At 58.2% G+C, this 22,891-nt stretch carries 18 protein-coding genes and 1 other RNA gene; 13 read left to right on the top strand and 6 right to left on the bottom strand.

The window, feature by feature from the left end; translation table 11 throughout:
• Positions 1-242: 242 nt before the first annotated feature.
• Together dnaK and grpE are read right to left on the bottom strand one after the other, a co-directional pair.
• Complete coding sequence (dnaK, locus tag HBO24_RS19905) at positions 243-2,165, bottom strand: molecular chaperone DnaK (protein WP_057960662.1); 1,923 nt, start codon at positions 2,163-2,165, stop codon at positions 243-245.
• Between the two features lie 103 nt (positions 2,166-2,268).
• Entirely contained in the window at positions 2,269-2,838 is a 570-nt protein-coding gene (grpE, locus tag HBO24_RS19910) for a nucleotide exchange factor GrpE (RefSeq protein WP_038445951.1), read from the bottom strand.
• A 232-nt stretch (positions 2,839-3,070) separates the two neighbouring features.
• Between grpE and recN the strand changes: the two genes are divergently transcribed.
• Positions 3,071-4,744 (top strand): DNA repair protein RecN, encoded by a 1,674-nt coding sequence (gene recN / locus HBO24_RS19915; RefSeq protein WP_057440176.1) that lies wholly within the window; start codon positions 3,071-3,073, stop codon positions 4,742-4,744.
• A 96-nt stretch (positions 4,745-4,840) separates the two neighbouring features.
• Here recN and fur read toward each other — a convergent pair whose 3' ends face one another.
• The gene (fur, locus tag HBO24_RS19920) at positions 4,841-5,245 is read right to left on the bottom strand and encodes a ferric iron uptake transcriptional regulator (protein ID WP_010562662.1); all 405 of its coding nucleotides are present in this window, start codon (positions 5,243-5,245) and stop codon (positions 4,841-4,843) included.
• Between the two features lie 98 nt (positions 5,246-5,343).
• Here fur and HBO24_RS19925 point away from each other — a divergent pair, with 98 nt between their 5' ends.
• The gene (locus HBO24_RS19925) at positions 5,344-5,871 is read left to right on the top strand and encodes an outer membrane protein assembly factor BamE (RefSeq protein ID WP_057960664.1); all 528 of its coding nucleotides are present in this window, start codon (positions 5,344-5,346) and stop codon (positions 5,869-5,871) included.
• Between the two features lie 61 nt (positions 5,872-5,932).
• Here the strand turns inward: HBO24_RS19925 and HBO24_RS19930 are convergent, their stop codons facing one another.
• Both HBO24_RS19930 and HBO24_RS19935 read right to left on the bottom strand, forming a co-directional pair.
• The gene (locus HBO24_RS19930) at positions 5,933-6,247 is read right to left on the bottom strand and encodes an RnfH family protein (protein ID WP_170060141.1); all 315 of its coding nucleotides are present in this window, start codon (positions 6,245-6,247) and stop codon (positions 5,933-5,935) included.
• A complete protein-coding gene (locus HBO24_RS19935; RefSeq protein ID WP_057440179.1) occupies positions 6,240-6,674 on the bottom strand; it encodes a type II toxin-antitoxin system RatA family toxin in 435 nt (144 codons plus the stop codon). Before HBO24_RS19935 ends, HBO24_RS19930 begins: the two co-directional genes overlap by 8 nt.
• Positions 6,675-6,842: 168 nt before the next feature.
• On the opposite strand from HBO24_RS19935, the gene smpB reads away from it, so the two are divergent.
• A complete protein-coding gene (smpB, locus tag HBO24_RS19940; protein ID WP_029299012.1) occupies positions 6,843-7,325 on the top strand; it encodes an SsrA-binding protein SmpB in 483 nt (160 codons plus the stop codon).
• A 66-nt stretch (positions 7,326-7,391) separates the two neighbouring features.
• Here smpB and HBO24_RS19945 read toward each other — a convergent pair whose 3' ends face one another.
• Positions 7,392-8,159, bottom strand: coding sequence for an FCD domain-containing protein (locus HBO24_RS19945; RefSeq protein WP_057440180.1), 768 nt, complete (start codon positions 8,157-8,159; stop codon positions 7,392-7,394).
• Positions 8,160-8,418: 259 nt separating this feature from the next.
• Here HBO24_RS19945 and HBO24_RS19950 point away from each other — a divergent pair, with 259 nt between their 5' ends.
• From HBO24_RS19950 to HBO24_RS19995, 10 genes are all read left to right on the top strand, one after another.
• A complete protein-coding gene (locus HBO24_RS19950; protein ID WP_057440181.1) occupies positions 8,419-10,113 on the top strand; it encodes a lactate permease LctP family transporter in 1,695 nt (564 codons plus the stop codon).
• 126 nt (positions 10,114-10,239) lie between these two features.
• A complete protein-coding gene (locus HBO24_RS19955; protein ID WP_170060142.1) occupies positions 10,240-13,074 on the top strand; it encodes an FAD-binding and (Fe-S)-binding domain-containing protein in 2,835 nt (944 codons plus the stop codon).
• 101 nt (positions 13,075-13,175) lie between these two features.
• Positions 13,176-13,460, top strand: coding sequence for a hypothetical protein (locus tag HBO24_RS19960; protein WP_057440183.1), 285 nt, complete (start codon positions 13,176-13,178; stop codon positions 13,458-13,460).
• Positions 13,461-13,562: 102 nt separating this feature from the next.
• Positions 13,563-13,956: a transfer-messenger RNA gene (ssrA, locus tag HBO24_RS19965) on the top strand.
• A gap of 187 nt (positions 13,957-14,143) precedes the next feature.
• Positions 14,144-15,400 carry an integrase domain-containing protein gene (locus HBO24_RS19970; RefSeq protein ID WP_046031904.1) on the top strand — a complete coding sequence of 419 codons (1,257 nt, stop codon included), beginning with the start codon at positions 14,144-14,146 and terminating at the stop codon, positions 15,398-15,400.
• Between the two features lie 1,026 nt (positions 15,401-16,426).
• Positions 16,427-17,827 (top strand): YfjI family protein, encoded by a 1,401-nt coding sequence (locus HBO24_RS19975; protein WP_170060143.1) that lies wholly within the window; start codon positions 16,427-16,429, stop codon positions 17,825-17,827.
• The gene (locus HBO24_RS19980) at positions 17,811-18,170 is read left to right on the top strand and encodes a hypothetical protein (protein ID WP_170060144.1); all 360 of its coding nucleotides are present in this window, start codon (positions 17,811-17,813) and stop codon (positions 18,168-18,170) included. Before HBO24_RS19975 ends, HBO24_RS19980 begins: the two co-directional genes overlap by 17 nt.
• Positions 18,148-19,128 (top strand): integrase domain-containing protein, encoded by a 981-nt coding sequence (locus HBO24_RS19985; RefSeq protein WP_170060192.1) that lies wholly within the window; start codon positions 18,148-18,150, stop codon positions 19,126-19,128. Before HBO24_RS19980 ends, HBO24_RS19985 begins: the two co-directional genes overlap by 23 nt.
• Complete coding sequence (locus tag HBO24_RS19990; RefSeq protein ID WP_170060145.1) at positions 19,125-19,403, top strand: hypothetical protein; 279 nt, start codon at positions 19,125-19,127, stop codon at positions 19,401-19,403. Before HBO24_RS19985 ends, HBO24_RS19990 begins: the two co-directional genes overlap by 4 nt.
• 190 nt (positions 19,404-19,593) lie before the next feature.
• The gene (locus tag HBO24_RS19995; protein ID WP_170060146.1) at positions 19,594-22,494 is read left to right on the top strand and encodes an N-6 DNA methylase; all 2,901 of its coding nucleotides are present in this window, start codon (positions 19,594-19,596) and stop codon (positions 22,492-22,494) included.
• Positions 22,495-22,891: the final 397 nt, after the last annotated feature.

Raw genomic sequence — 22,891 nt, forward strand, 5'->3', positions numbered from 1 at the left:
CCGGACCCAACTCACGTCAAATTCAACGATCCTGGTCTTTACTGCTTTCAGCCGAGACCCAGCCAAAAACGCGGTGCCTGTCGATCGCAAAGCAGGAGCATTCCCGATCACACCGCCAACATCCGAACCTTGTCGCATGCTGTAAAAATTCGCGTACCCCAGACACGCCAACGCGGGAGCAAGCTCCCGCGCGGCGACATCCTACCAGTCACCGCTTGATAGCGGTCAACCGGGCGACCAAGTTACTTCTTCTGGTCTTCTTTTACTTCTTCGAACTCGGCATCGACAACGTCGTCGTGCTTGGCTTCAGGTTCTGCCTGTTGCGCAGCACCGTCACCTTGCGGAGCCTGCTCGGCGTACATCTTCTGAGCGACCGGCGCGGAGACTTTCGACAACTCCTCAACCTTGGCCTCGATGGTGGCCTTGTCGTCGCCTTTAACAGCGGCTTCCAGGGCAACCACGGCGGCTTCGATTGCGGTCTTCTCTTCAGCAGTCACTTTGTCGCCAGCATCCGCGATCATTTTGCGAGTCGAGTGAACCAGTGCATCACCCTGGTTGCGGGCAGCGGCCAGTTCTTCGAACTTGCGATCTTCCTCGGCGTTCTTTTCAGCATCGTTGATCATCTGCTGAATTTCTTCCTCGGACAGACCGGAGTTGGCCTTGATCACGATCGACTGAGTCTTGCCAGTAGCCTTGTCCTTGGCGCCTACGTGCAGAATGCCGTTGGCGTCGATGTCGAAGGTCACTTCAATTTGTGGCACGCCACGTGGAGCGGGTGGAATCTCGGCCAGGTCGAACTTACCCAGGGACTTGTTCTGCGCAGCCTGCTTACGCTCACCTTGCAGCACGTGAATGGTCACAGCGCCCTGGTTGTCATCGGCAGTCGAGAACACTTGCGATTTCTTGGTAGGAATCGTGGTGTTTTTCTCGATCAGCGCGGTCATCACGCCACCCATGGTTTCGATACCCAGAGTCAGCGGGCTGACGTCCAGCAGCAGCACGTCTTTCACGTCGCCGGCCAGTACCGCACCCTGGATGGCAGCACCCATGGCAACGGCTTCGTCCGGGTTCACGTCTTTACGTGCTTCTTTACCGAAGAACTCGGTGACCTTCTGCTGTACCAGTGGCATACGGGTCTGACCGCCAACCAGGATCACGTCGTTGATCGAGCCAACGTCGATACCCGAATCTTTCAGGGCGATGCGGCAAGGTTCGATAGTGCGCTGAACCAGGTCTTCAACCAGCGATTCCAGCTTGGCGCGCGAGATCTTCACGTTCAAGTGCTTAGGACCGGTGGCGTCTGCAGTGATGTACGGCAGGTTCACGTCGGTCGAATTGCTCGAAGACAGTTCGATCTTGGCTTTTTCAGCAGCTTCTTTCAGGCGCTGCATCGCCAGCGGGTCACCTTTGAGGTTCATGCCGCTTTCTTTCTTGAATTCGTCAACGAGGTAGTCGATCAGACGAATGTCAAAGTCTTCACCACCCAGGAACGTGTCACCGTTGGTCGCCAACACTTCGAACTGGTGCTCGCCATCGACTTCAGCGATTTCGATCACGGAAACGTCGAAAGTACCGCCACCCAGGTCATAAACGATCACGGTGTGGTCGCCCTTGGCCTTGTCCATGCCGTAAGCCAGAGCGGCCGCGGTAGGTTCGTTGATGATACGTTTTACGTCCAGGCCCGCGATGCGGCCGGCGTCTTTGGTCGCCTGGCGCTGGCTGTCGTTGAAGTAGGCCGGAACGGTGATCACCGCTTCAGTCACTGCTTCACCGAGGTAGTCTTCGGCAGTCTTCTTCATCTTTTTCAAGATTTCAGCCGAGATTTGCGGTGGCGACATTTTCTGGCCGTTCACTTCAACCCAGGCGTCACCGTTGTCAGCCTTGGCGATTTTGTACGGCACCATCTTGATGTCTTTCTGTACGACTTCTTCGTCGAACTTACGACCGATCAAACGCTTCACCGCGTACAGGGTGTTATGCGGATTGGTCACAGCCTGACGCTTGGCGGACTGGCCTACCAGGATCTCGCCGTCGTTGGCGTAAGCCACGATGGACGGAGTGGTACGCGCGCCTTCTGCGTTTTCAATAACCTTGGATACGCCGTTTTCCAGCACGGAGACGCAGGAGTTGGTAGTCCCCAGGTCGATACCGATAATTTTGCCCATGATTCACTCTCCCGAAACTTTGGATTTGGTTGCCGCAGCAGTGGTGGCTAACTGCGGTAGCACTTAAACGCTTGACTTATAAATGGGGTCGTTACGAACGATTTCAAGCCTGCTCGTCAATCGACGGCGAAACCGGTGCGGGAGCCTTGCTCACCACCACCATCGCCGGGCGCAACAGGCGACCATTGAGCTGGTAGCCCTTCTGGAACACCTTCAACACGCTATTAGGCTCAAGGTCTGCATTTTCCTGCATGGCCATGGCCTGGTGATGCTCCGCGTTGAACGGCTCGCCGCCTTGCGGATCGATTGCTTCCAACTGATAACGCTTCAGGGTGTCCTGGAACATTTTCAGGGTCAGTTCGATCCCTTCGCGCATGGCACGGATGTTTTCGTCGTCCGGACTGGACAGCTCCAGGCCACGCTCCAGGCTGTCGATGATCGGCAACAGATCACCGGCAAACTTCTCCAGCGCAAACTTGTGGGCTTTCTCTACATCCTGCTCGGCGCGGCGGCGGACGTTCTGCAGATCGGCAGCAACACGCAAAGCCTGATCCTGAGCGCCTGCCAGTTGCTCTTCGAGCACTTGCACACGAGCCGCCAGGTCTTCACCCGCTGCCTGCGAGGCCTGGTTGGCGTCTGGGTTTTGCGTATCCAGCGTCTGTTCGTCAGCCATAGTTTTCTCCTTTCGAAATCCTGCGCGAACTCAACTCGCGCTTCTGTTCCGGTATATGGGGCCACAATTTCCAGGTTCAAGGGCGGACATACCCCGACTCACACTTTCCCGCACATTCCACATAGAGCTAAAAAAACCCTTTATCCAAGCAAATTGAGCTAAGTCGCAGGATTGTCAGCGCCGAACAAAACACTGTATAAATAACCAGACCTAAAGCCTGGGAGCGGCCACTATGCTGGTTCACCTGTCCGTACATAACTACGCCATCGTTGAGCATCTGGATCTTGAACTGGATCGCGGGATGAGCGTAATCACAGGCGAAACCGGCGCCGGCAAGTCGATCATGCTCGACGCCCTGGGCCTGACCCTGGGTGATCGCGCCGACAGCGGCGTGGTTCGCCCCGGTGCAGACAAGGCCGATATTCTGGCGACCTTTGACCTGGCAGATATTCCGGAAGCCAGCGCCTGGCTGGCCGAGCGCGACCTTGACAGCGATAGCCCGTGCATTCTGCGCCGGGTGATTACCGCCGAAGGCCGCTCGCGGGGCTACATCAATGGCACGCCCTGCCCCCTCGGCGACCTGAAGGCCCTCGGCGAGCTGCTGATCGACATCCACAGCCAGCACGAACATCAATCCCTGCTGAAAACCGATACCCATCGCCGACTGCTGGATGAATACGCCGGCGCCACCGACCTCGCCCGCCAGGTGCAATTGGCCGCACAACGCTGGCGCCAGACCCGCCTGGAACTGGAGCGCCTGTCCAATTCCGGCGACGAGCAACGCGCCCGCCACCAACTCCTCAGCTATCAGCTGGAAGAACTGGAAAGCCTGGGCCTGGGCGAAACCGAGCTGGAACAGCTGGAGCAGGAGCACAAGAACCTGACCAATGCCGAAACCCTGCTGGGCATCTGCCGCCAGGTTGTCGAGCAATGCAGCGAAAGTGACTCAGGCAATGTACTGAACGCACTGACGGCAAGCCTTAACCGCCTGTCGAGCGTAAACAGTGGCTCTGGCTCCCTGAATGAAGCCACCACCCTGCTGACCAGTGCGCAGATCCAGGTCGAAGAGGCCGTTGGTGAACTGAACCGCTTCCTTGACCACTTCGATGCTGACCCGGCCCGCCTGCAAGAGATCGAAGAGCGCCTCGACACTATTTATACCCTGGCGCGCAAACATCGGATCCAGCCGACCGAAGTGGCGGCCATGCAGCAAAAGCTGCTGGACGAGATCGAAACCCTGAATGCCAATGATGAATCCATCGAGCGCCTGGGCGATGAACTGGCTTCCTTTGCCCGTCATTACCAGGAAAAGGCCCGAGAACTGAGCGACCTGCGGCACCAGGCCGCAACCGGACTGGCCTGCGCCGTTGAGCAGGAGATCCAACGCCTGGGCATGCCAGGTGGACGCTTCACCATCGAGTTGCACGCCAACAGTGGCAACGAACTACAGCCCAATGGCCTGGAACAGGTCGAATTGCTGGTAAGCGCCAACCCGGGCCAACCCCTGAAGGCTCTGGCCAAAGTCGCCTCCGGCGGCGAACTGTCACGGATCAGCCTGGCAATCCAGGTTATTACCGCCCAGACCTCGCGCGTACCGACCCTGGTCTTCGACGAAGTGGACGTGGGGATTGGCGGGCCGACCGCTGAAATTGTCGGCCAATTGTTGCGCCGCCTGGGTGAACGCGGACAAGTGCTGACCGTTACCCACTTGCCCCAAGTTGCAGCCCAAGGGCATCAACATCTATTTGTGCACAAGGTACGGGGCAGCGACGCGACACATACCGCCGTGTCCAAGCTGAACAAGACCGAACGGGTGGAAGAAGTCGCGCGCATGCTTGGCGGCATCGACCTGACCAAGGAGTCCCTGGCCCACGCGAAGAAAATGGTGGTAACGGCGAAGGCTTGAATCCTTTTTTATCGGATTTTCTCTGGCGGCAGATAGCATGAAGGCGACCCTAGGGTCGCCTTCGATCGTTGCGCAGAGCGAATCTGCAGCGCTTTTTTACTTTTTCTTACGGATGTACAACACAAGATTGTGGTCAACCAAATCGAATCCATGCTCCTCAGCGATTTCGTGCTGAAGCTTTTCGATTGCCGGGCTGGTGAACTCAATAACCTCATTGGTATCCAGGTCAACCATGTGGTCGTGATGACCACCGTCAGCCAATTCAAACACCGCATGACCGCCGTCGAAATTATGACGAACCACCAGCCCTGCGGCTTCGAACTGGGTCAGTACACGGTAAACCGTGGCCAGGCCGACGTCCTCGTTAGACTCCATCAGCGCCTTGTAAACATCCTCGGCACTCATGTGGCGCTGCTCGGCGGAATCGAGCATTTGTAGAATCTTGACTCGTGGCAGAGTCACTTTAAGACCGGCTTTGCGTAGTTCGCTATTTTCAACCATGGTTAGCTTTCTCGCGGATGCTGCTTCGCAGCTTCTCTTAATACGGGTATGATCGGCGTTTACGTTGTCCCAGCCAAGATAGTGGAAGTCGCCCACCGATGCAAAACACCAAGCTCTTGCTAACCAGTTTCACCCTTGTGGGACTGCTCGCACTCGCCGGTTGTTCATTCCCCGGGGTTTACAAAATCGACATCCAGCAGGGCAATGTCGTCACGCAGGACATGATAGACCAGTTACGCCCGGGAATGACCCGACGGCAAGTACGGTTTATCATGGGCAATCCCCTGCTGACCGACACATTCCATGCCGATCGCTGGGATTATCTCTATAGCCTGCAGCCTGGAGGCGGAGAGCGCCAACAGGAGCGCGTCAGTGTCATCTTTAATGGCAACGACCAACTGGTCAGCCTTTCCGGTGACTTCATGCCCGGCGTAAGCCGTGATGAAGCCCTGTTGGGCAAGGACAGCGGGACCAGCGTCACTGCGCCAGCGCAGAATGCTGAAAAACCCAAGTCCGAGGTGCCGGCCAAGCCTGGCTCCTTGCTGGATACCATCCAGAAAGACATCGACAGCGTGGAAACCGTTCCGGTGCCAACGCCAGAACCTCTGGATACAGCCCCGCAATAATTTGTATCGCTCAACAAAAAGCCCGGCATGCCGGGCTTTTTGTTGCCTGCTATTTCACAGGTTATGGATTTTGCCGCCGGGCTTCAGCCGCTTTAGCTGCTCGCAAGCGCCTGACCTCTTTGGGATCCGCGAGCAAGGGGCGATAAATCTCGATGCGATCGCCGACCTGGACATTACGGGTTTCAGCGTCCGCCACAACCTTGCCGAAAATCCCCAAGGGGCAAGCGGCGATATCCAGCTCGGGAAACTGTGCCGCAATGCCCGACGCCAGCACCGCAGCCCTCAGGCTCGTACCCGGCGCAACCGCCAGGCTCAACAACCGTTGCCGGTCTACCGCAGCGTAGACCACCTCAATTTCGATCAACGGCTCAGCCATGCAGTTGCTTGGCCCGCTGGCAAAACGCATCCACCAGGGTATTCGCCGCCTGATTGAACAGCGGCCCCAAGGTCGCGCGCACAATGGAGCCTGCGTAATCAAACGTCAGGTCCAGGCTGATCTTGCACGCCTTCTCCCCCAGCGGCTTGAACACCCAGACGCCGTGCAGTTGAGTGAACGGCCCTTCTTCCAGATTCATCTCAATCGACTGACCGGGAACCAGCACATTACTCGTCACAAACTTCTGACCAAGCCCGCCCTTGGATACCTCCAGGCTCGCGCGCATATGCTCATCGCTGCTCTCCAGCACCGTGGATGAGGAGCACCAGGGCAGGAAATCCGGGTAGCTCGCCACGTCATTGACCAGGTCATAGAGCGCTTGCGCCGGGTAAGGCAGCAGGGCCGAGCGTTGAATATGCGTCGTCATGGGAGCGTTATTTCCGAAGCTGAGCGGCAAACATCGCGAAAAGACTGCCCGATTCGCGAGAGAAAAAAACCAGAAAACTGGCGGTATTGTCCGGGATTCATCCAACACGCTCAAGCACGCAGGTTGACCGTAGCCGACACGCTCGCAACTGCCTATAATGCCGCCCCTATGGCTAAACAAAAGAAACACCCAACAGGGACCATCGCGCAGAACAAAAAGGCGCGACACGATTACTTCATCGAACATCGGTTCGAGGCTGGTCTGGTCCTGGCCGGCTGGGAAGTAAAAAGTCTGCGCGCCAGCAAGTTGCAACTGGTCGACAGTTACGTGCTGCTCAAGGATGGCGAGGCCTGGCTGCTCGGCAGTCATATCACGCCGTTGATGACCGCCAGTACCCACGTCATTGCCGACCCGGTGCGCACACGCAAGCTGCTGCTCAATGCCCGCGAACTGGAAAAGCTCGCTGCTGCGGTCCAGCAGAAGGGTTATGCCTGCGTCTGCCTGTCGTGGTACTGGAGCAAGCACCTGGTCAAGTGCGAGATCGCACTGGGCAAGGGCAAGAAGGAATACGACAAGCGTGATACCGAGCGCGAACGCGACTCCAATCGGGAATTGCAGCGCGCCGTACGCAACAAGGGCAAGGAAGACTGATCTTCCCCGCCTCTTGAAGCGAGCCGATGTGGCCAGGGAGCCTGCTCCCTGCGCCGCAATTGCAGGCTATATCCCCTTGCGCCGCTCTGCCCGAGCCATACGCTGCACTTCCTGACGCACCTCTTCCAACACTTCCTGCACATACAGCAGGTGACGTGTTGAGACCTCGCGCGCCTGTTCCGCCCGCCCCTCGATAATCGCCAGATACAAATCCCGATGCTGGTTGATCAGCATATCCCGGGTTTCGGTGCGTTGCTGGTACATGCCGCCGATATTGGTCACCACGTTACGCTTGAGCAAATCAAACAAGCCCCGGATGGTGTGCAGCAATACCGCGTTGTGGCTGGCTTCGGCGATAGCCAAGTGAAACCTGGCGTCGGCCGCGCCTTCTTCAATGCGACTCACCTCATCATCCCGCGCATAGCAATCCTGCAAGGCGTCAAAGGCGGCAGTCAGCCGTTCGCGATCCACTTCCGTGGCACGCAAGGCGGCGTAATAAGCGCAAGACGCTTCAAGCGTCTGACGAAATTCCAACAGATCACGCTGGGCTTCGGGGTTGCTTTCCAGCAGATGCAACAATGGATCGCTGAAGGTTGAACCCAGCGTCTCCACCACATAATTGCCGCCGCCCTGGCGACTGACCAACAGCCCCTTGGCCGCCAGCTTCTGGATCGCCTCGCGCAATGACGGACGCGACACACCGAACTGTTCAGCCAGTGCGCGCTCGGCTGGCAATCGCTCACCCGACTTCAACGTGCCCTCAAGGATCATCCCCTCAAGCTGCTCGACAATATCGTCGGACAAACGGCGCTGACGCACCTGATCAAACGCCATAACTGACTCTCCACGATCCCGGCCACTCGCCGGGCCCTCTATTCTGGCCTATTGCGGCGGCGTCGGCACCTATCAGAACCCCTTTGATTGCACCGATCAGACCCCGCCCCGCCGACATACGACCAAAGTTTCTCAAGCGGCAAATTGACACGCCACCCCGAAGGCTCTTAACCTAGCCAACAGCGATTGTAAATTGGTCTTACCAATTATCCAAATCAGCTGAGCATGCATGACCAACAACAATTAGGGGCCACCCCATATGCAAACCTGGCAACAGCTCTACAGCCCACTCGGCAGCCTTGGCCTGTCCGCACTGGCCGCCGTTATCCCGATCATATTTTTCTTCCTGGCCCTGGCGGTGTTTCGCCTTAAAGGCCATGTTGCCGGGAGCATCACCCTGGCGCTGTCGATCCTGGTGGCGATATTTGCCTTCCAGATGCCGGTCGATATGGCATTCGCCGCTGCCGGCTATGGCTTTGCCTACGGCCTGTGGCCAATCGCCTGGATCATCGTCGCCGCGGTATTCCTCTACAAACTGACGGTCAAGAGTGGCCAGTTCGAAGTGATCCGCAGCTCGGTGCTGTCGATTACCGATGACCAGCGCCTGCAAGTGCTGCTGATCGGCTTCTGCTTCGGCGCATTCCTGGAAGGTGCCGCCGGTTTCGGCGCACCCGTGGCGATTACGGCCGCGCTGCTGGTCGGCCTGGGGTTCAACCCACTGTACGCCGCCGGCCTGTGCCTGATTGCCAACACCGCGCCAGTGGCGTTCGGCGCCCTGGGGATCCCGATCATCGTGGCCGGCCAGGTCACCGGCATCGACGCCTTCAAGATCGGCGCCATGACCGGCCGCCAGTTGCCGCTGCTGTCCCTGTTCGTGCCGTTCTGGCTGGTGTTCATGATGGACGGCCTGCGCGGCGTCAAGGAAACCTGGCCTGCGGCACTGGTGGCCGGCTTGAGCTTTGCCATCACCCAGTACTTCACCTCCAACTTCATCGGCCCGGAACTGCCGGATATCACCTCGGCCCTGGCCAGCCTAATCTCCCTGACCCTGTTCCTGAAAGTCTGGCAGCCCAAGCGTACAGCGGGCGCACAGATTGCTGGTGCCACCTCCAGCGTTTCGGTTACCGGCAGCGTCGGCGGTTTCGGCCAGCCGCGCACTTCCGTTGCTTCGCCTTACAGCCTGATGGAGATTTTCAAAGCCTGGTCGCCGTTCCTGATCCTGACCGTGCTGGTGACCATCTGGACCCTCAAGCCGTTCAAGGCGATGTTCGCCGCCGGCGGCTCGATGTACAGCTGGGTGTTCAACTTTGCGATTCCGCACCTGGACCAGATGGTGATCAAGGTTGCACCCATCGTCACCAACGCGACGGCCATTCCAGCGGTGTTCAAGCTGGACCCGATTTCCGCCACCGGCACGGCGATTTTCTTCTCCGCACTGATCTCCATGCTGGTGCTGAAGATCAATTTCAAAACTGGTCTGACCACTTTGAAAGAGACCTTCTACGAGTTGCGCTGGCCGATCCTGTCCATCGGCATGGTGCTGGCGTTCGCATTCGTGACCAACTACTCCGGGATGTCTTCGACCATGGCTCTGGTGTTGGCCGGCACCGGCGCGGCATTCCCGTTCTTCTCGCCGTTCCTCGGCTGGCTGGGTGTGTTCCTCACGGGTTCCGATACCTCGTCCAACGCCCTGTTCAGCTCCCTGCAAGCCACCACCGCACACCAGATCGGCGTCAGCGACACCCTGCTGGTAGCGGCAAACACCAGTGGCGGCGTGACCGGCAAGATGATCTCGCCACAGTCGATCGCCGTGGCCTGCGCCGCGACCGGCCTGGTCGGCAAGGAATCCGACCTGTTCCGCTTTACCCTCAAGCACAGCCTGTTTTTCGCCACGATTGTCGGCCTGATCACCTACGCCCAGGCGTACTGGTTCACCGGCATGCTGGTGCATTAAGACCACAGGCAATACCGTAAGAACCGACGCCGCAACCGCTTTGCGGCGTCAGCTATTCACAACCCAGTCTGCAGGACCGTGGCGCCAAGGCTCCCCAGACTGGGTGCTGCTGATCCTGGAGGCCCCATGAGTCTGCCCATCGCGTTCCTGGATGCCGTCGCACGACTGATCCCGAAAGATCGACGCTTCGACGATCCTCTTTCCACCCTGGCTTTCGGCACCGACGCCAGTTTTTACCGACTGATCCCACAACTGGTGGTGCGCGTCGAATCGGAAGATGAAGTGGTCGAGTTGCTGCAACTGGCGCAACGTGACCGCGTGCCAGTGACCTTTCGCGCAGCCGGCACCAGCCTCTCCGGCCAGGCCATCAGCGATTCGGTGCTGATCGTGCTCGGCGATAACTGGAACGGGCGTGAGATTCGTGGCCAAGGTACGCAAATCCGCCTGCAGCCCGGCGTCATTGGGGCCCAGGCCAATGCCTGGCTTGCGCCGTTCGGGCGCAAGATCGGTCCGGATCCGGCGTCAATCAACGCCTGCAAGATCGGTGGGATTGTCGCCAACAATGCCAGCGGCATGTGCTGCGGCACCGCCCAGAACACCTACCACACCCTGGCCGGGATTCGCCTGGTGCTGGCCGACGGCAGCCGCCTCGATACCGAGGACGCCACCAGCGTCGCGGCGTTCCGCCAACAACACAGCCAGTTGCTTGAGCGCCTGGCCACCCTGGGCCGCGAGACCCGGGCCAATCCTGAATTGGCGGCAAAAATTCGCCATAAATACCGCCTGAAAAACACCACCGGGCTGTCACTCAATGCCCTGGTGGACTTCGACGAGCCACTGGATATCCTCAGCCATCTGCTGGTGGGTTCCGAAGGCACTCTGGGCTTTATCAGCGCAGTGACCTACGACACCGTCATTGATCACCCGAACAAAGCTTCGGCCCTGATCGTATTCCCGGATGTAGAAACCTGCTGCAACGCCGTAACCGTGCTGAAAACCCAGCCGGTGTCAGCGGTTGAGCTACTGGACCGACGCAGCATGCGCTCGGTGCAGGACAAACCCGGTATGCCCGCTTTCGTACAACAACTATCGGAAAGTGCCTGCGCGCTATTAATCGAATCCCGCGCCGCCTCATCCACATTGCTGCATGAGCAACTGGCGCTGATCATGGCCTCGCTGGCCGACTTCCCGGTCGAGAAGCAAGTCGACTTCACCGAAGACCCGCTGGAAAACGCGCGCCTGTGGGCGATCCGCAAGGACACCTTCCCCGCCGTAGGCGCCGTACGCAAGACCGGCACCACGGTAATCATCGAAGACGTGACCTTCCCGGTGGAGCAACTGGCCATTGGTGTGAACCGCTTGATCGAGCTGTTCGACAAACATCACTACGACGAAGCCATCCTTTTCGGACACGCCCTGGAAGGCAATCTGCACTTTGTGTTCACCCAAGGCTTCAACAGCGCCGAAGAAGTCACACGCTATCAAGCGTTCATGGATGACGTGGCACAACTGGTGGCCGTGGAGTTCGGCGGTTCGCTGAAAGCCGAACACGGCACCGGTCGTAACATGGCGCCCTTCGTCGAACTGGAGTGGGGCAGCGATGCCTATCAGTTGATGTGGCAACTCAAGCGCCTGCTCGATCCCAACGGCATTCTCAACCCAGACGTGGTGCTCAGCGAAGATCCGCAAATCCACCTTAAAAACCTCAAGCCCCTGCCCGCCGCCGATGAGATTGTGGATAAGTGCATCGAGTGCGGTTTCTGTGAGCCGGTATGCCCCTCCAAGGGCCTGACCCTGAGCCCGCGCCAACGCATCGTGATCTGGCGTGATATCCAGGCGCGCAAACGCGCCGGCATCGACACCACCGAGCTGGAAGCGGCGTATCACTATCAGGGCATCGACACCTGTGCCGCCACCGGGCTGTGCGCCCAGCGCTGCCCGGTAGGCATCAATACCGGCGACCTGGTGAAAAAACTGCGCAGCCGTGAAGCAGGCAGTACGAAAACCGCCGAGTGGCTGGCCAGCCACTTCTCCACCGCACTGCAAGGCGCACGCTTCACCCTGCATGTGGCCGACGGCGCCCGCATGCTACTGGGCGCGCCACGCCTGGCGAAACTCTCGGCCTCCATGACCAAGCTGTCCAAGGGGCAAATCCCGCAGTGGACCAGCGCCATGCCACAGCCGGAAAAAGCCATCCGCTTCAGCCCCGCCGTCAACGATGAACGCCCACGGGTGGTCTACCTCGCGGCCTGTGTATCGCGGGCAATGGGCCCGGCGGCCGGGGACAAAGAGCAAATGTCGCTGTACGACAAAACCCGCGGCCTGCTGGAAAAAGCCGGTTACCAGGTGGTCATCCCAGACAACCCGGACAGCCTCTGCTGCGGCCAGCCCTTCGCCTCCAAAGGCTACGCCGAACAGGCCGAACACAAACGCCAGGAACTCATCGGCGCCCTGCTCCACGCCAGCCGTGGCGGTCTCGACCCGATCTACTGCGACACCAGCCCCTGCACCCTGCGCCTGGTCCAGGACCTGGGGCAAACGCGCCTGGACCTCTACGACCCGGTCCGGTTTATCCGCACCCACCTGATGGACCGCCTGGACTTCACCCCCCAGGATGCACCGATTGCCGTGCATGTGACCTGCAGCACCCAGCACCTGGGCGAAAGCCAGGCCCTGATCGACCTGGCGCGGCGTTGCAGCAACAACGTGGTAATCCCCGAAGGCATCCACTGCTGCGGGTTTGCCGGCGATAAAGGCTTCACCACCCCGGAACTCAACGCCCACTCCCTGCGCTCCCTCAAGGACGCCGTGCAGTACTGCAGCGAAGGCATCTCCACCAGCCGCACCTGTGAGATCGGTCTGACCCAGCACGGTGGGATTGATTACCACGGCCTGGTCTACCTGGTTGACCGGGTAACCCAGGCCCGCGCAATAAAAACGAACCCCTGCGAACTGGCGTAGTCACTTGCTTAAGCCCCGGGCAACCGGGGCCGACCCATGACCTCGCCGGCTGCCCGCACGTACCGCGCAGCATCGAGACCTCTTTGCACAAGGAGATACCCATGAAGCGTTCCGTACTGGCTGGTGTATTCGTTACCGCTGCGATGCTGGCCTCCCCCGTGTTTGCCGCAGGCAACGAAGCAGATCTGTGCCAGATCAACCTGGATAAAATCAACAACGGCAAAGCACTGCTCGCCACGGACACCAGTGGCAAAAGCGGCGAGATCGACACGGCCGTCTCCCAAGCCAAAGCAGCCCACGCGGCCGGTGATGAGAAGAAGTGTATCGAGATCACCTCCAAAGCCCTGCAAGACCTGCAGAACCTGGACAAAGGCGGCAACCCATAACCCGCCAACCGCTCAAGGCCAACCTTTCGGGTTGGCCTTCTGTGACCGATTGACGTACACTGCGCAGGCTTGTCGCTCACGATCACATCGAGCAACAAGCACGGGGCCGTTTAGGATTCGACGCCGGTTGCGAACCTTTAGGTGCATGCCGAGTTGGTAACAGAACTCGTAAATCCACTGTTGCAACTTTCTATAGTTGCCAATGACGAAACCTACGGGGAATACGCTCTCGCTGCGTAAGCAGCCTTAGCCCTTCCCTCCTGGTACCTTCGGGTCCAGCAATCACCAGGGGATGTCTGTAAACCCAAAGTGATTGTCATATAGAACAGAATCGCCGTGCAGTACGTTGTGGACGAAGCGGCTAAAACTTACACAACTCGCCCAAAGCACCCTGCCCTTCGGGTCGCTGAGGGTTAACTTAATAGAAACGGCTACGCATGTAGTACCGACAGCAGAGTACTGGCGGACGGGGGTTCAAATCCCCCCGGCTCCACCACTTCATCATCTAAAGACGTCCACGGACGTCTTTTTTTGTGCCTGAAATCCAGAAAAATCAAGGGTTTAAGCGCTACTTGGCTCCGCAGAGGGTTTTTGAGTTCCAGCCGTTTGGGTATTCCAAATGGTATTCCAAGCCAGCCGGTGCTATTTTTTGGAATACCAAAACGGTGTCAGAGGTAGCTCTCATGCCTGCTCCAGCCCTTCGCCTTTCCGACCGCCAGCTCAAGGCAGTCAAGGCAAAAGACAAGGATTACGTCCTCAGCGATGGTGACGGCCTCCAGCTCCGAGTCAGGAGCAACGGCTCGATGCTGTGGAACTTCAACTACCGCGAGCCGGTAACCAAAAATCGCATCAATATGGGGCTGGGCACGTACCCAGAGCTCTCACTAGCGAACGCCAGGAAAAAAGTGGTGGAAGCGCGCGAGCTGCTTGCACAAGGCATTGATCCCAAGGTGCAACGCAATGCACAGGACGAAGCCAAACGAGCAGAGACGGAACATACGTTCGAGAACGTGGCCACCGCCTGGTTCGAGCTGAAGAAGGACTCCGTCACGCCGGCGTACGCCGAAGACATTTGGCGCTCGCTCACGCTGCATGTATTTCCAGACCTGAAAACAACGCCGCTCTCAAAAATCAGCGCACCGATGGTCATCGAACTGCTTCGCCCAATCGAGGCCAAAGGCAGCCTCGAGACAGTGAAGCGATTGAGCCAACGGCTCAACGAGATCATGACCTACGGGGTCAATTCAGGACTGATCTTTGCGAACCCTCTCAGCGGCATTCGCGCAGTGTTCAAGAAACCCAAGAAACAGAACATGGCCGCGCTACGACCCGATGAGCTTTCCGAGCTCATGATCGAAATCGCGAACGCCAGCATCAAGCGGATCACCCGCTGCCTGATCGAATGGCAACTGCACACCATGACCCGTCCTGCCGAAGCGGCTACCACCCGGTGGGCAGACATCGACTTCGACAAACGCATCTGGACCATCCCGCCGGAGCGCATGAAAAAGCGTCGTCCGCACACCATCCCGCTGACCGAACAGGCACTCGCCTTACTAGAGACGCTCAAGCCCCACAGCGGCCACAGGGAATACGTGTTCCCGGCAGATAGAAACCCGCGCACCCACGCCAACAGTCAGACTGCCAACATGGCGTTGAAACGCATGGGCTTCCAGGACCGATTGGTCAGCCACGGCATGCGCTCCATGGCCAGCACCATCCTGAACGAGCATGGGTGGGATCCGGAGCTGATCGAAGTCGCGCTGGCGCATGTCGACAAGGACGAAGTCCGAAGCGCTTACAACCGAGCTGACTACATTGAGCGTCGGCGTCCGATGATGGCTTGGTGGAGTGAGCACATCCAAAAAGCAGCAACGGGTAGTCTGTCGGCAGCTGCCATCAATGACACCAGGAACTGCAATGTCGTGCCGATACGGTGAGCGCTCACCGAACGCCGCTGGTAACCGAAAATGACTCCCCAGAGGGAGTGATGGTTGATTTGGCGACAGCGGCGACACTGGCGACAACCCGTGTAATACCTGGTCTGCAGCATGGCGACAGAGGTGGCGACTGTCGCCGCTGTAAGCCTCTCTCTTGGGACTTTCTCGGCTAAGCCCACGCGAGCGGGAAGGCTCCGCATTCCCACTCGCATGGGCTCACATTAAAAACCGACGAACGACCACCCGCCCATGGAAAACCACCGGGCTCCAAGGTCTTCCAGCGCTACCGATTGGCGCAAAAGTGACCCCCAAAATGCTGTTGACCGCAAGCAGAACGAGCGCTAAACCAGAACCGTACAAGCGCTGTCCTCGACAGCACCCAGGTAGCCAGAACCTTTGAGGCTACGCCACATCGTGGTGGTTCCCCCTAAGTGCGATTAGCGTCCGGCGGCTCGCACGGTCACAGCGATGTGATGGATGCCACTTCTTCCAGAATGCCCACTGCGGCAACTCATGCCCCCTCTTGGCTGCTCTGCAGCAACTTATCCGCGTGGCCATTTCTTGCGCCAACCTTTTGCCCGTCTCTTTGCCCCCTAAAGAGACGGGCGCTCCTACCGCTTCTGCAGCCCAACTCGTACAAGGCTTTGCGGCATTTCCCCTCGTGACAATCGGCGTGACAAATACCGAAGTCACCAGCAATAGCGATGCAGATGATGGTGCCGCAGCCCAGGGAATGGACTGCACCTGACTGACAGTCAGGCATGCCCCGGTCATCGCATCACTGCCTTCACCCGACTCAGGATCTCGCGGCGCTGGTCTCGTCAGCCAGTGCCGCCTCCACCCGCCCACCGCTATCGGTGTTCAGGAGGCCAGATCATGAGATGCCCAAGCTCCCGGTCGTAAAGAGCCGCCAGTCCCGCGTTAGTGGACAACCCTCACAGGTCGCAGGGGCCTTGATCCCTGATAACACTCAACAACCGTGGCGGGATGAGCGAGGGCGAAGTCGATAATCTCAGGAGAATTGCGATGCAACTGTGCGAAGCGTTCGAGCCACCACAACCATTGCTGGAATACCAGCAGACGCCACTGCCGTACCCGGTCGAAGCACTCGGGAATCTGTTGGGCCCTGCGGTCGAACGACTGGCCGAGGTGATCGGCGTACCCTGCGCCATGGCTGCACAATCGGTGCTGGCTACTGCTGCCCTAGTGAGCCAGGGTCATGCCAATGTACAACTCGACGGCCGAACCTATCCGCTGTCCCTCTACCTACTGACGGTGGCGTCCTCGGGTGATCGCAAAAGCGCGGTGGACCATCTGGCACTGAAGGCGGCGCGCGACTGGGAACGGCAGCAGTGGGCCCTGTATGCGGAAAAGCTCAAAACCTATCGCGCCGCTACCACCATCATGGCCAAACCCAAAACCTCAACAAAGCGTGCTGAGGCAAAAGGCGGTGAGCTGTCCGAGCCGGTACCACCGAGACTGATCATTGCCGAGCCCACCATTGAGGCCCTGGTCAAAAGTCTATGCCAGGGCTTGCCCAGCATGGGCTTATTCAATGATGAAGGTGGCCAGTTCTTGGGCAGCACCACCATGAGCAAAGAAAACCTGCTCAAGGCGATCACCACCTTGTCGACACTGTGGGATGGCAGCCCCATCGACCGGGCGCGCTCCATGGCCGGAGAAAGCCTGCGCGCCTATGACCGCCGTCTTAGCCTGCATCTGATGTTGCAGCCCTACCTGGCCAACCAACTGTTCAAAGACCCGGTGATCAATGGCCAAGGCATCCTCGGGCGTTGCCTGATCAGTTGGCCCGAGCGCCTGGCCGGCCAACGACTTTACAAGGCGATCGACCTGACCCGAGATGCCAAGGTCCAGCGCTACCAACAGCGGATCACCGCCCTGCTGCAACAGCCCTGGTCGCTTCACCAGGATGGCTCACTCAATCCCGCCACGCTGGAGCTGACTGCCCGTGCCCGGCGTGCCTGGATTGATATTCACGACACTATCGAGTGCCAGTCTGGCGAGTTCGGTGAGCTAGCCGGCGTCCAGCCTGTCGCAGGCAAAGCCGCGGCGAATGTACTGCGCATCGCAGGTGTGCTGGCCATGGTGGAAGAGGCCAGTGCGTTGGAAGAAGCACACATACAGCGCGCCTCCACGCTGATGGATTACTACCTGGCCGAGATCCAGCGCCTGACCGAACAGGAGCCGGTCAATAGCCGATGCGAAGAGGCGGATCGACTGCTGCGCTGGCTGGTACAGAAAGGCTGGACTCACTTCACCATTCGCGACGTCAATCGCAACGGCCCTCGTTTTGCCCGTAAGAGCGCTGACCATACCGCCTCTTTATTGGTCGTGCTGATCACTCATCGCTGGCTGACCAGCCGCGACGGAAAAACTTTCGAGGTTCGCCATGTTCCGCCTCAATGACGCGGTACGCCGTTACCAAGCGCAACATCAAGCGCCGCCAGAATCGCGACGTGTCGCCGCTTCTGTCGCCACCCTGTCGCCACGCCTCAGGCCAGAAACGACGCGGGTTGTCGCCACTGTTGCCGCTGTCGCCACACCACCCCTGGAGCCTACCAACCTCGCCCTGCTGATCGAGCAACTACGTGTGGAAGGGGCACTGCTGCAACACCTCGAGAACGCCCTCCTGATCCGCCCGACAAACTGGCAGCAGGTGGACAGGCTCAGCCCTCACTGGAAAGCCCTGCTGCTCTTTCTGCAAACAAACGAAAACGGTGATGACGATGGCCTTGGTCAGTCGGCGTGATGGTCGCAACTTTGGCTATGGCCGCCAGCTGAGCTACGCCGGCCCACAAGCGCTCAAGGATCTGTTTGCCGGCGGCCACTTCGCCACAGTCAAAGCGCATACTGATCGCTGGCAAGCGTTCGTGCGCTGGTGTCGGTCAGGGGACGGTCCCGGTTACAACGATGCGCGCCAGATCGATCGCCGGACGCTGCAGGACTACGCCGCTTACCTGCGCCAGCAGATCCAGCAAGGTGAACTCTGCATCGCTACCGCGCAGAACCGCCTGAGCAGCGTCAACCGTACCCTCGCCGCGCTGCGCGGTGATCAGAACGTGAGGATCGCCAGCCCGAGTAAGGTGTTAGGACAGAAGCGCTCGACCGTACGCACCCGCGCGCCGGATGGCCAAGACCACCAACAGGTGCGGCGAGTACTCGAGGTGCTTGGCAAACAGCAACACGAGCGGGTGGCCGCGATTGTCCTGTTGGCCCGAACAACCGGTATGCGTCTGCGCGAAGCGATCCTGGCTGACCTGCCACGCTTGCACCGCGAAGCCGAACACTTAGGCCGCATCAACATCCAAGACGGCACCAAAGGCGGCCGCTCAGGCGCTTCAGCGCCGCGATGGGTTGTGGCAACTGAAGAGGTGAAAGCGGCGTTGCAGCTGGCTCGTCATGCGTCGCCGCCCCGCAGCCGCAACTTGCTGGCCCGAGACGAAAGCTACGCCGCGTTCCTGCAACAGACCGTGCTCCCCGCCCGAGAAACGCTGCATGAACACGGGCTGAAGGGTTTTCATGAACTGCGAGCGGCCTACGCCTGCGAGCGCTACGAACAGCTCACTGGGCACGCGGCACCAGTCAATGGTGGCCACTGCTATCGCATTGACCGCGACCTTGATCAACAGGCGCGCCAACAAATCAGCCTTGAGCTCGGGCATAACCGGATCGATGTGGTTTCGGCCTATATTGGAGGTCGAGCATGACCAAGCCGTTCGATATGGCGCTGTTCCTGAGCGGCGTACTGACCGGCTCGAAGGTCACGCAGCAACGACACCTACGCCAAGCCCGAGCCATGCAAGCAGCCATTCAACAACGATGGGAGCGAGATAATCCCTGGACCTGGCAGCTCAAACATGTGCGCTGGTTTCTCACTCAGCACCTGAAAGACCATTCCGACGCCTCCCGGTATTACTATCGACTCACCGCCCTATTGGTCTGGAAGCGATTAGGGAATGACCGAGAATTGCTGATCGGCTGATCGGCTGCTCGACCAACATCAATTGCCCGCCAAAGCTGCCCACCAGCCCGGTCCACTGATTCTCATCACAGTCGATACACCGGCCCGCACCAGGATGCCGCCACTGACAAGCCAAGGCGATTCAAGGCTATTAATCAATAGCGTATAGTTAGTCACTCTGTGATGACTCACCCTGAACTCAAACTTTACGATGCCTCCCTCCCTAGCTCAAGCACTGCTCTCTTATGGGGCGCAGCCAGATCAATTAGTTGACCTAGCCGACAATTCGCCACGGACGTTGCGCTATGCCGACCTGAAAAAGGGAGATACAACTTGGTCCGAGCCAGTTGTTGCGGAGCATGAGCGCATTCCTAGGCTGTTCATTTTCGATGGCCGTCAAACCTCCGGCGAGGCCGCACAACCCATTGAAGACCAGTGGTGTCGACGAATCCTTCTGCGCGGAGATCCAGCTTGGGTCGCGATACTTCGGCCTGGCCGGCTTGACGTTCTTTCGTTCGTGATTCACGGCAGAGAGGTTACGGTATCAACTGAGACGATCGAACCGGGTACAGGTGGGCTAGCTCGATTTATTCTGGATGTGCGCAGCGGTGCTGCTGATTTACCCCGGCGTGCATACCTTAAGGATCTTCTCTCTGAATCCATGGCGCAAGCTGTTGCCTTGGGTGTTCCAGCCACCGATGCTGTGTCGCTCGTAGGGTGGGGACTCTTTTGGCGCTTCCTTGTTGATCGCGATCTTCTTGTCGGCAAGCATCCGAGAGATATCGCTGAAGGGGCTGACTCATGGACAGACTGCCTCAGCACAAAGAACCGCGCACTCAAAACTTTCGAATGGTTGAACGCCAATTTCGATGGCGGCTTATTGCCGTTTGAGACGATGCCCAAAGAGTACGCGCATGAAGTGTTCTCGAGGGTACTGGGCAACATCGCCGCCGGTGCCACCCCCCAAGGCCAGCTTCGGCTGCCCACTGACTGGGATGAGATCAATTTTTCCCACGTCCCTGTAGGCCTGCTAAGTGAGGTCTATGAAGCGTTTGCAACGTCTCTCAATGCAACTGAGGCAAAGAAACAAAGTATTCATTACACGCCTCGGCATATTGCTGAATTTGTTGTAGGTGAAGCGCTGGACGCTATCCATCATGTCGAACACCCCCGAGTGCTCGATCCAGCGGTCGGTGCAGGCGTGTTTCTAATTGCCGCGTTCCGTCATTTGGTGCAACGAGAGTGGGAGCGTAATAAGGCGCGGCCTACGCGCCAAGAGATTCGTCGGATCCTTTCAACTCAGCTGACTGCATTCGACGTTGATAAGCGCGCACTGCGCCTTGCGCAGCTTGGACTCTACCTTACAGCTCTCGAACTCGACCCGGACCCAACGCCTGTCGAGGACTTAAAATTTGACAGCTTTGAGGCCGTGCTACGTCTGCGCAGCGAGACCGACGGCAGCCTCGAACCCGTATCGAATGACGACGCGGGCCAATTTGATGTTGTGGTCGGAAACCCGCCATGGACCGGTCATGATACCGCCGCCAAGAAGCGTTGGGTCGCAAATACAAGCGACGCGGTCCGGGCTAGGCTGGGGAACGAGTCCGGTTCGTTCGATCTGCCAGATGCAAATCCAGATTTGGCGTTTCTGTGGCGGGCTGCCGATTGGGCGAAGCCTGGAGGACAGATCGCACTGGTCATTCATGCGCGCTGGATGTTCGGTCTCTCTGGCCAGTCGTTCAAAACACGTAGCCAAGTTTTTACTGCATTTAACGTTACAGGGATATTGAATGGAGCAGCGCTGCGCAAGACGAAAGTATGGCCGAATATTTCTGCGCCCTTCTGCATCATGTTCGCTCGTAACGAGGTGCCTCCAGAGAACGGAGCACTGCAATTTGTTAGTGCGTTTGTAGAGGCCCGAGAGACAACAGAGCAGACTGTTCTTCGAGTGGACTGGTCCGATTCTGAAGCCATTTCTCATGAGGAGGTCCGGACCAGCCCGTGGGCTTTGAAGTCACGTTTTCGCGGAGATTCACTAGCGCGTCGGGCGTTCGACACTTTGCGCCTAGAGGGTATTGCTTTCAATAAATATCTAAGCGAGTTAAAGAACGGCCTCCAAATTCAGCGCGGCTACACGAAAGGGGGAGGAACTGGAAAGCAGAAACCGGCGACTACTCTCTGCGGACTGCGCCATCTAGAAAACTTTCCTGATCAGGAGTTTTCGGTCGACTTATCAACTTTGGAAATGTTCGATCCTACAATGGTGCTTGAGCGTCCGCGTGACCCAAGTATCTACCGCGGCCCTCTCCTTCTCGTTCGCGAATCTATTTTGGTCAATCCACACCATCCAAGATCTGTGCGCTTAATGGGTGATGTCGCCTATAACCAATCGTTGCACGCTATATCCTTTGCCGGTGTTGCCCGCCAGACCGAAGAAGCCCGCCTTCTTCAGATTTTGTTCCAGTCACATGTGTTTGAGTTTTTTCTTCTGCTCGTCGATAAGACGTTCGGGGTTGAACGGGAACGTATTGAACAAGCAAGTCTTTCTCAGTTCCCAATCGTTCCACTGACAAGCCTGAGTGAAAAGCAACTTGCGGAAATGCAAAAAATTTCAGAGGGCATGGAAGACGGCCTAAATCCAGTCTTGTTCGACGAGTTGAATACTTTCGTATTCGACCTCTACGGATTAGATGCTGTGATGCGGACTGCGATCAAGGACACGCTTGATACTCGGGGGCCGACACCCGCCTCGGTGAAGCGGGCGACGATGCCCCCTACCAAGCAGGAGCGCACCAGCTTCTTCACCTCGCTGAAGGAGTCGCTAGATGATGTACTTCAAGCGTCGAACGTATCGGCGACGCTCGTGGAAGAATCAGCAGGCCAAATCCCATGGCGGGTATTGTCCATCGCAACAAAACTTGGTCCAGCGATTTCTGTTCCTATGGATGAAATACTTAAAGAGGCTGATGAGTCCGGGTCAAGTCTCGTTGTTGTGCCCTTAAGTCAATCACATGTTTTTGTAGGCTTACCGGATCGGTATCGTTTTTGGACGCGAACACAAGCAGTACTTCTCGCCCATGACCTGCTAGGAGGGGTGCTTGCCAATGGCTAGACGTCGCTCTCTTGCTGAACCGCAGACGCTGCTCTCAGCTGAACCTGACCTGTCACCAGTCCATAAGAAAGCCATTGAGGGAGCTTTGAGGTGGGCGTGGCAGCAACTCGTCGCTGCCAACGAAGCTGTTCTCAACCAGGGCTCGGAAGAAGCTATTACAACGGCAATCGAGGTCCAACTTGGCCGGATTGAAAACGGGCGTCGCGTTGCCCCGGGCCTCAAGGACTTCGATCACCCGGTGCGTGGTGCAAAACAGCAGACTGCAGATGGGCGAATTGAGAAGCAACCAGACCTAACCTTTAGGCCTCCTATCTATCGTTACCCTCGTGTCACGAACACAGCCGTATGGGGATACTTTGTTGAGTGTAAGCTCATCGAGGATGGTCACGCTTCTCGC

Source organism: Pseudomonas sp. WS 5410 (assembly GCF_012985645.1).
GTDB lineage: Bacteria > Pseudomonadota > Gammaproteobacteria > Pseudomonadales > Pseudomonadaceae > Aquipseudomonas > Aquipseudomonas shahriarae.

Bases quoted from the DNA above. Each gene is read 5' to 3' on its own strand.
- dnaK (WP_057960662.1), bottom strand. From the start codon at position 2,165: ATGGGCAAAATTATCGGTATCGACCTGGGGACTACCAACTCCTGCGTC.
- grpE (WP_038445951.1), bottom strand. From the start codon at position 2,838: ATGGCTGACGAACAGACGCTGGATACGCAAAACCCAGACGCCAACCAG.
- recN (WP_057440176.1), top strand. From the start codon at position 3,071: ATGCTGGTTCACCTGTCCGTACATAACTACGCCATCGTTGAGCATCTG.
- fur (WP_010562662.1), bottom strand. From the start codon at position 5,245: ATGGTTGAAAATAGCGAACTACGCAAAGCCGGTCTTAAAGTGACTCTG.
- HBO24_RS19925 (WP_057960664.1), top strand. From the start codon at position 5,344: ATGCAAAACACCAAGCTCTTGCTAACCAGTTTCACCCTTGTGGGACTG.
- HBO24_RS19930 (WP_170060141.1), bottom strand. From the start codon at position 6,247: ATGGCTGAGCCGTTGATCGAAATTGAGGTGGTCTACGCTGCGGTAGAC.
- HBO24_RS19935 (WP_057440179.1), bottom strand. From the start codon at position 6,674: ATGACGACGCATATTCAACGCTCGGCCCTGCTGCCTTACCCGGCGCAA.
- smpB (WP_029299012.1), top strand. From the start codon at position 6,843: ATGGCTAAACAAAAGAAACACCCAACAGGGACCATCGCGCAGAACAAA.
- HBO24_RS19945 (WP_057440180.1), bottom strand. From the start codon at position 8,159: ATGGCGTTTGATCAGGTGCGTCAGCGCCGTTTGTCCGACGATATTGTC.
- HBO24_RS19950 (WP_057440181.1), top strand. From the start codon at position 8,419: ATGCAAACCTGGCAACAGCTCTACAGCCCACTCGGCAGCCTTGGCCTG.
- HBO24_RS19955 (WP_170060142.1), top strand. From the start codon at position 10,240: ATGAGTCTGCCCATCGCGTTCCTGGATGCCGTCGCACGACTGATCCCG.
- HBO24_RS19960 (WP_057440183.1), top strand. From the start codon at position 13,176: ATGAAGCGTTCCGTACTGGCTGGTGTATTCGTTACCGCTGCGATGCTG.
- HBO24_RS19970 (WP_046031904.1), top strand. From the start codon at position 14,144: ATGCCTGCTCCAGCCCTTCGCCTTTCCGACCGCCAGCTCAAGGCAGTC.
- HBO24_RS19975 (WP_170060143.1), top strand. From the start codon at position 16,427: ATGCAACTGTGCGAAGCGTTCGAGCCACCACAACCATTGCTGGAATAC.
- HBO24_RS19980 (WP_170060144.1), top strand. From the start codon at position 17,811: ATGTTCCGCCTCAATGACGCGGTACGCCGTTACCAAGCGCAACATCAA.
- HBO24_RS19985 (WP_170060192.1), top strand. From the start codon at position 18,148: ATGGCCTTGGTCAGTCGGCGTGATGGTCGCAACTTTGGCTATGGCCGC.
- HBO24_RS19990 (WP_170060145.1), top strand. From the start codon at position 19,125: ATGACCAAGCCGTTCGATATGGCGCTGTTCCTGAGCGGCGTACTGACC.
- HBO24_RS19995 (WP_170060146.1), top strand. From the start codon at position 19,594: ATGCCTCCCTCCCTAGCTCAAGCACTGCTCTCTTATGGGGCGCAGCCA.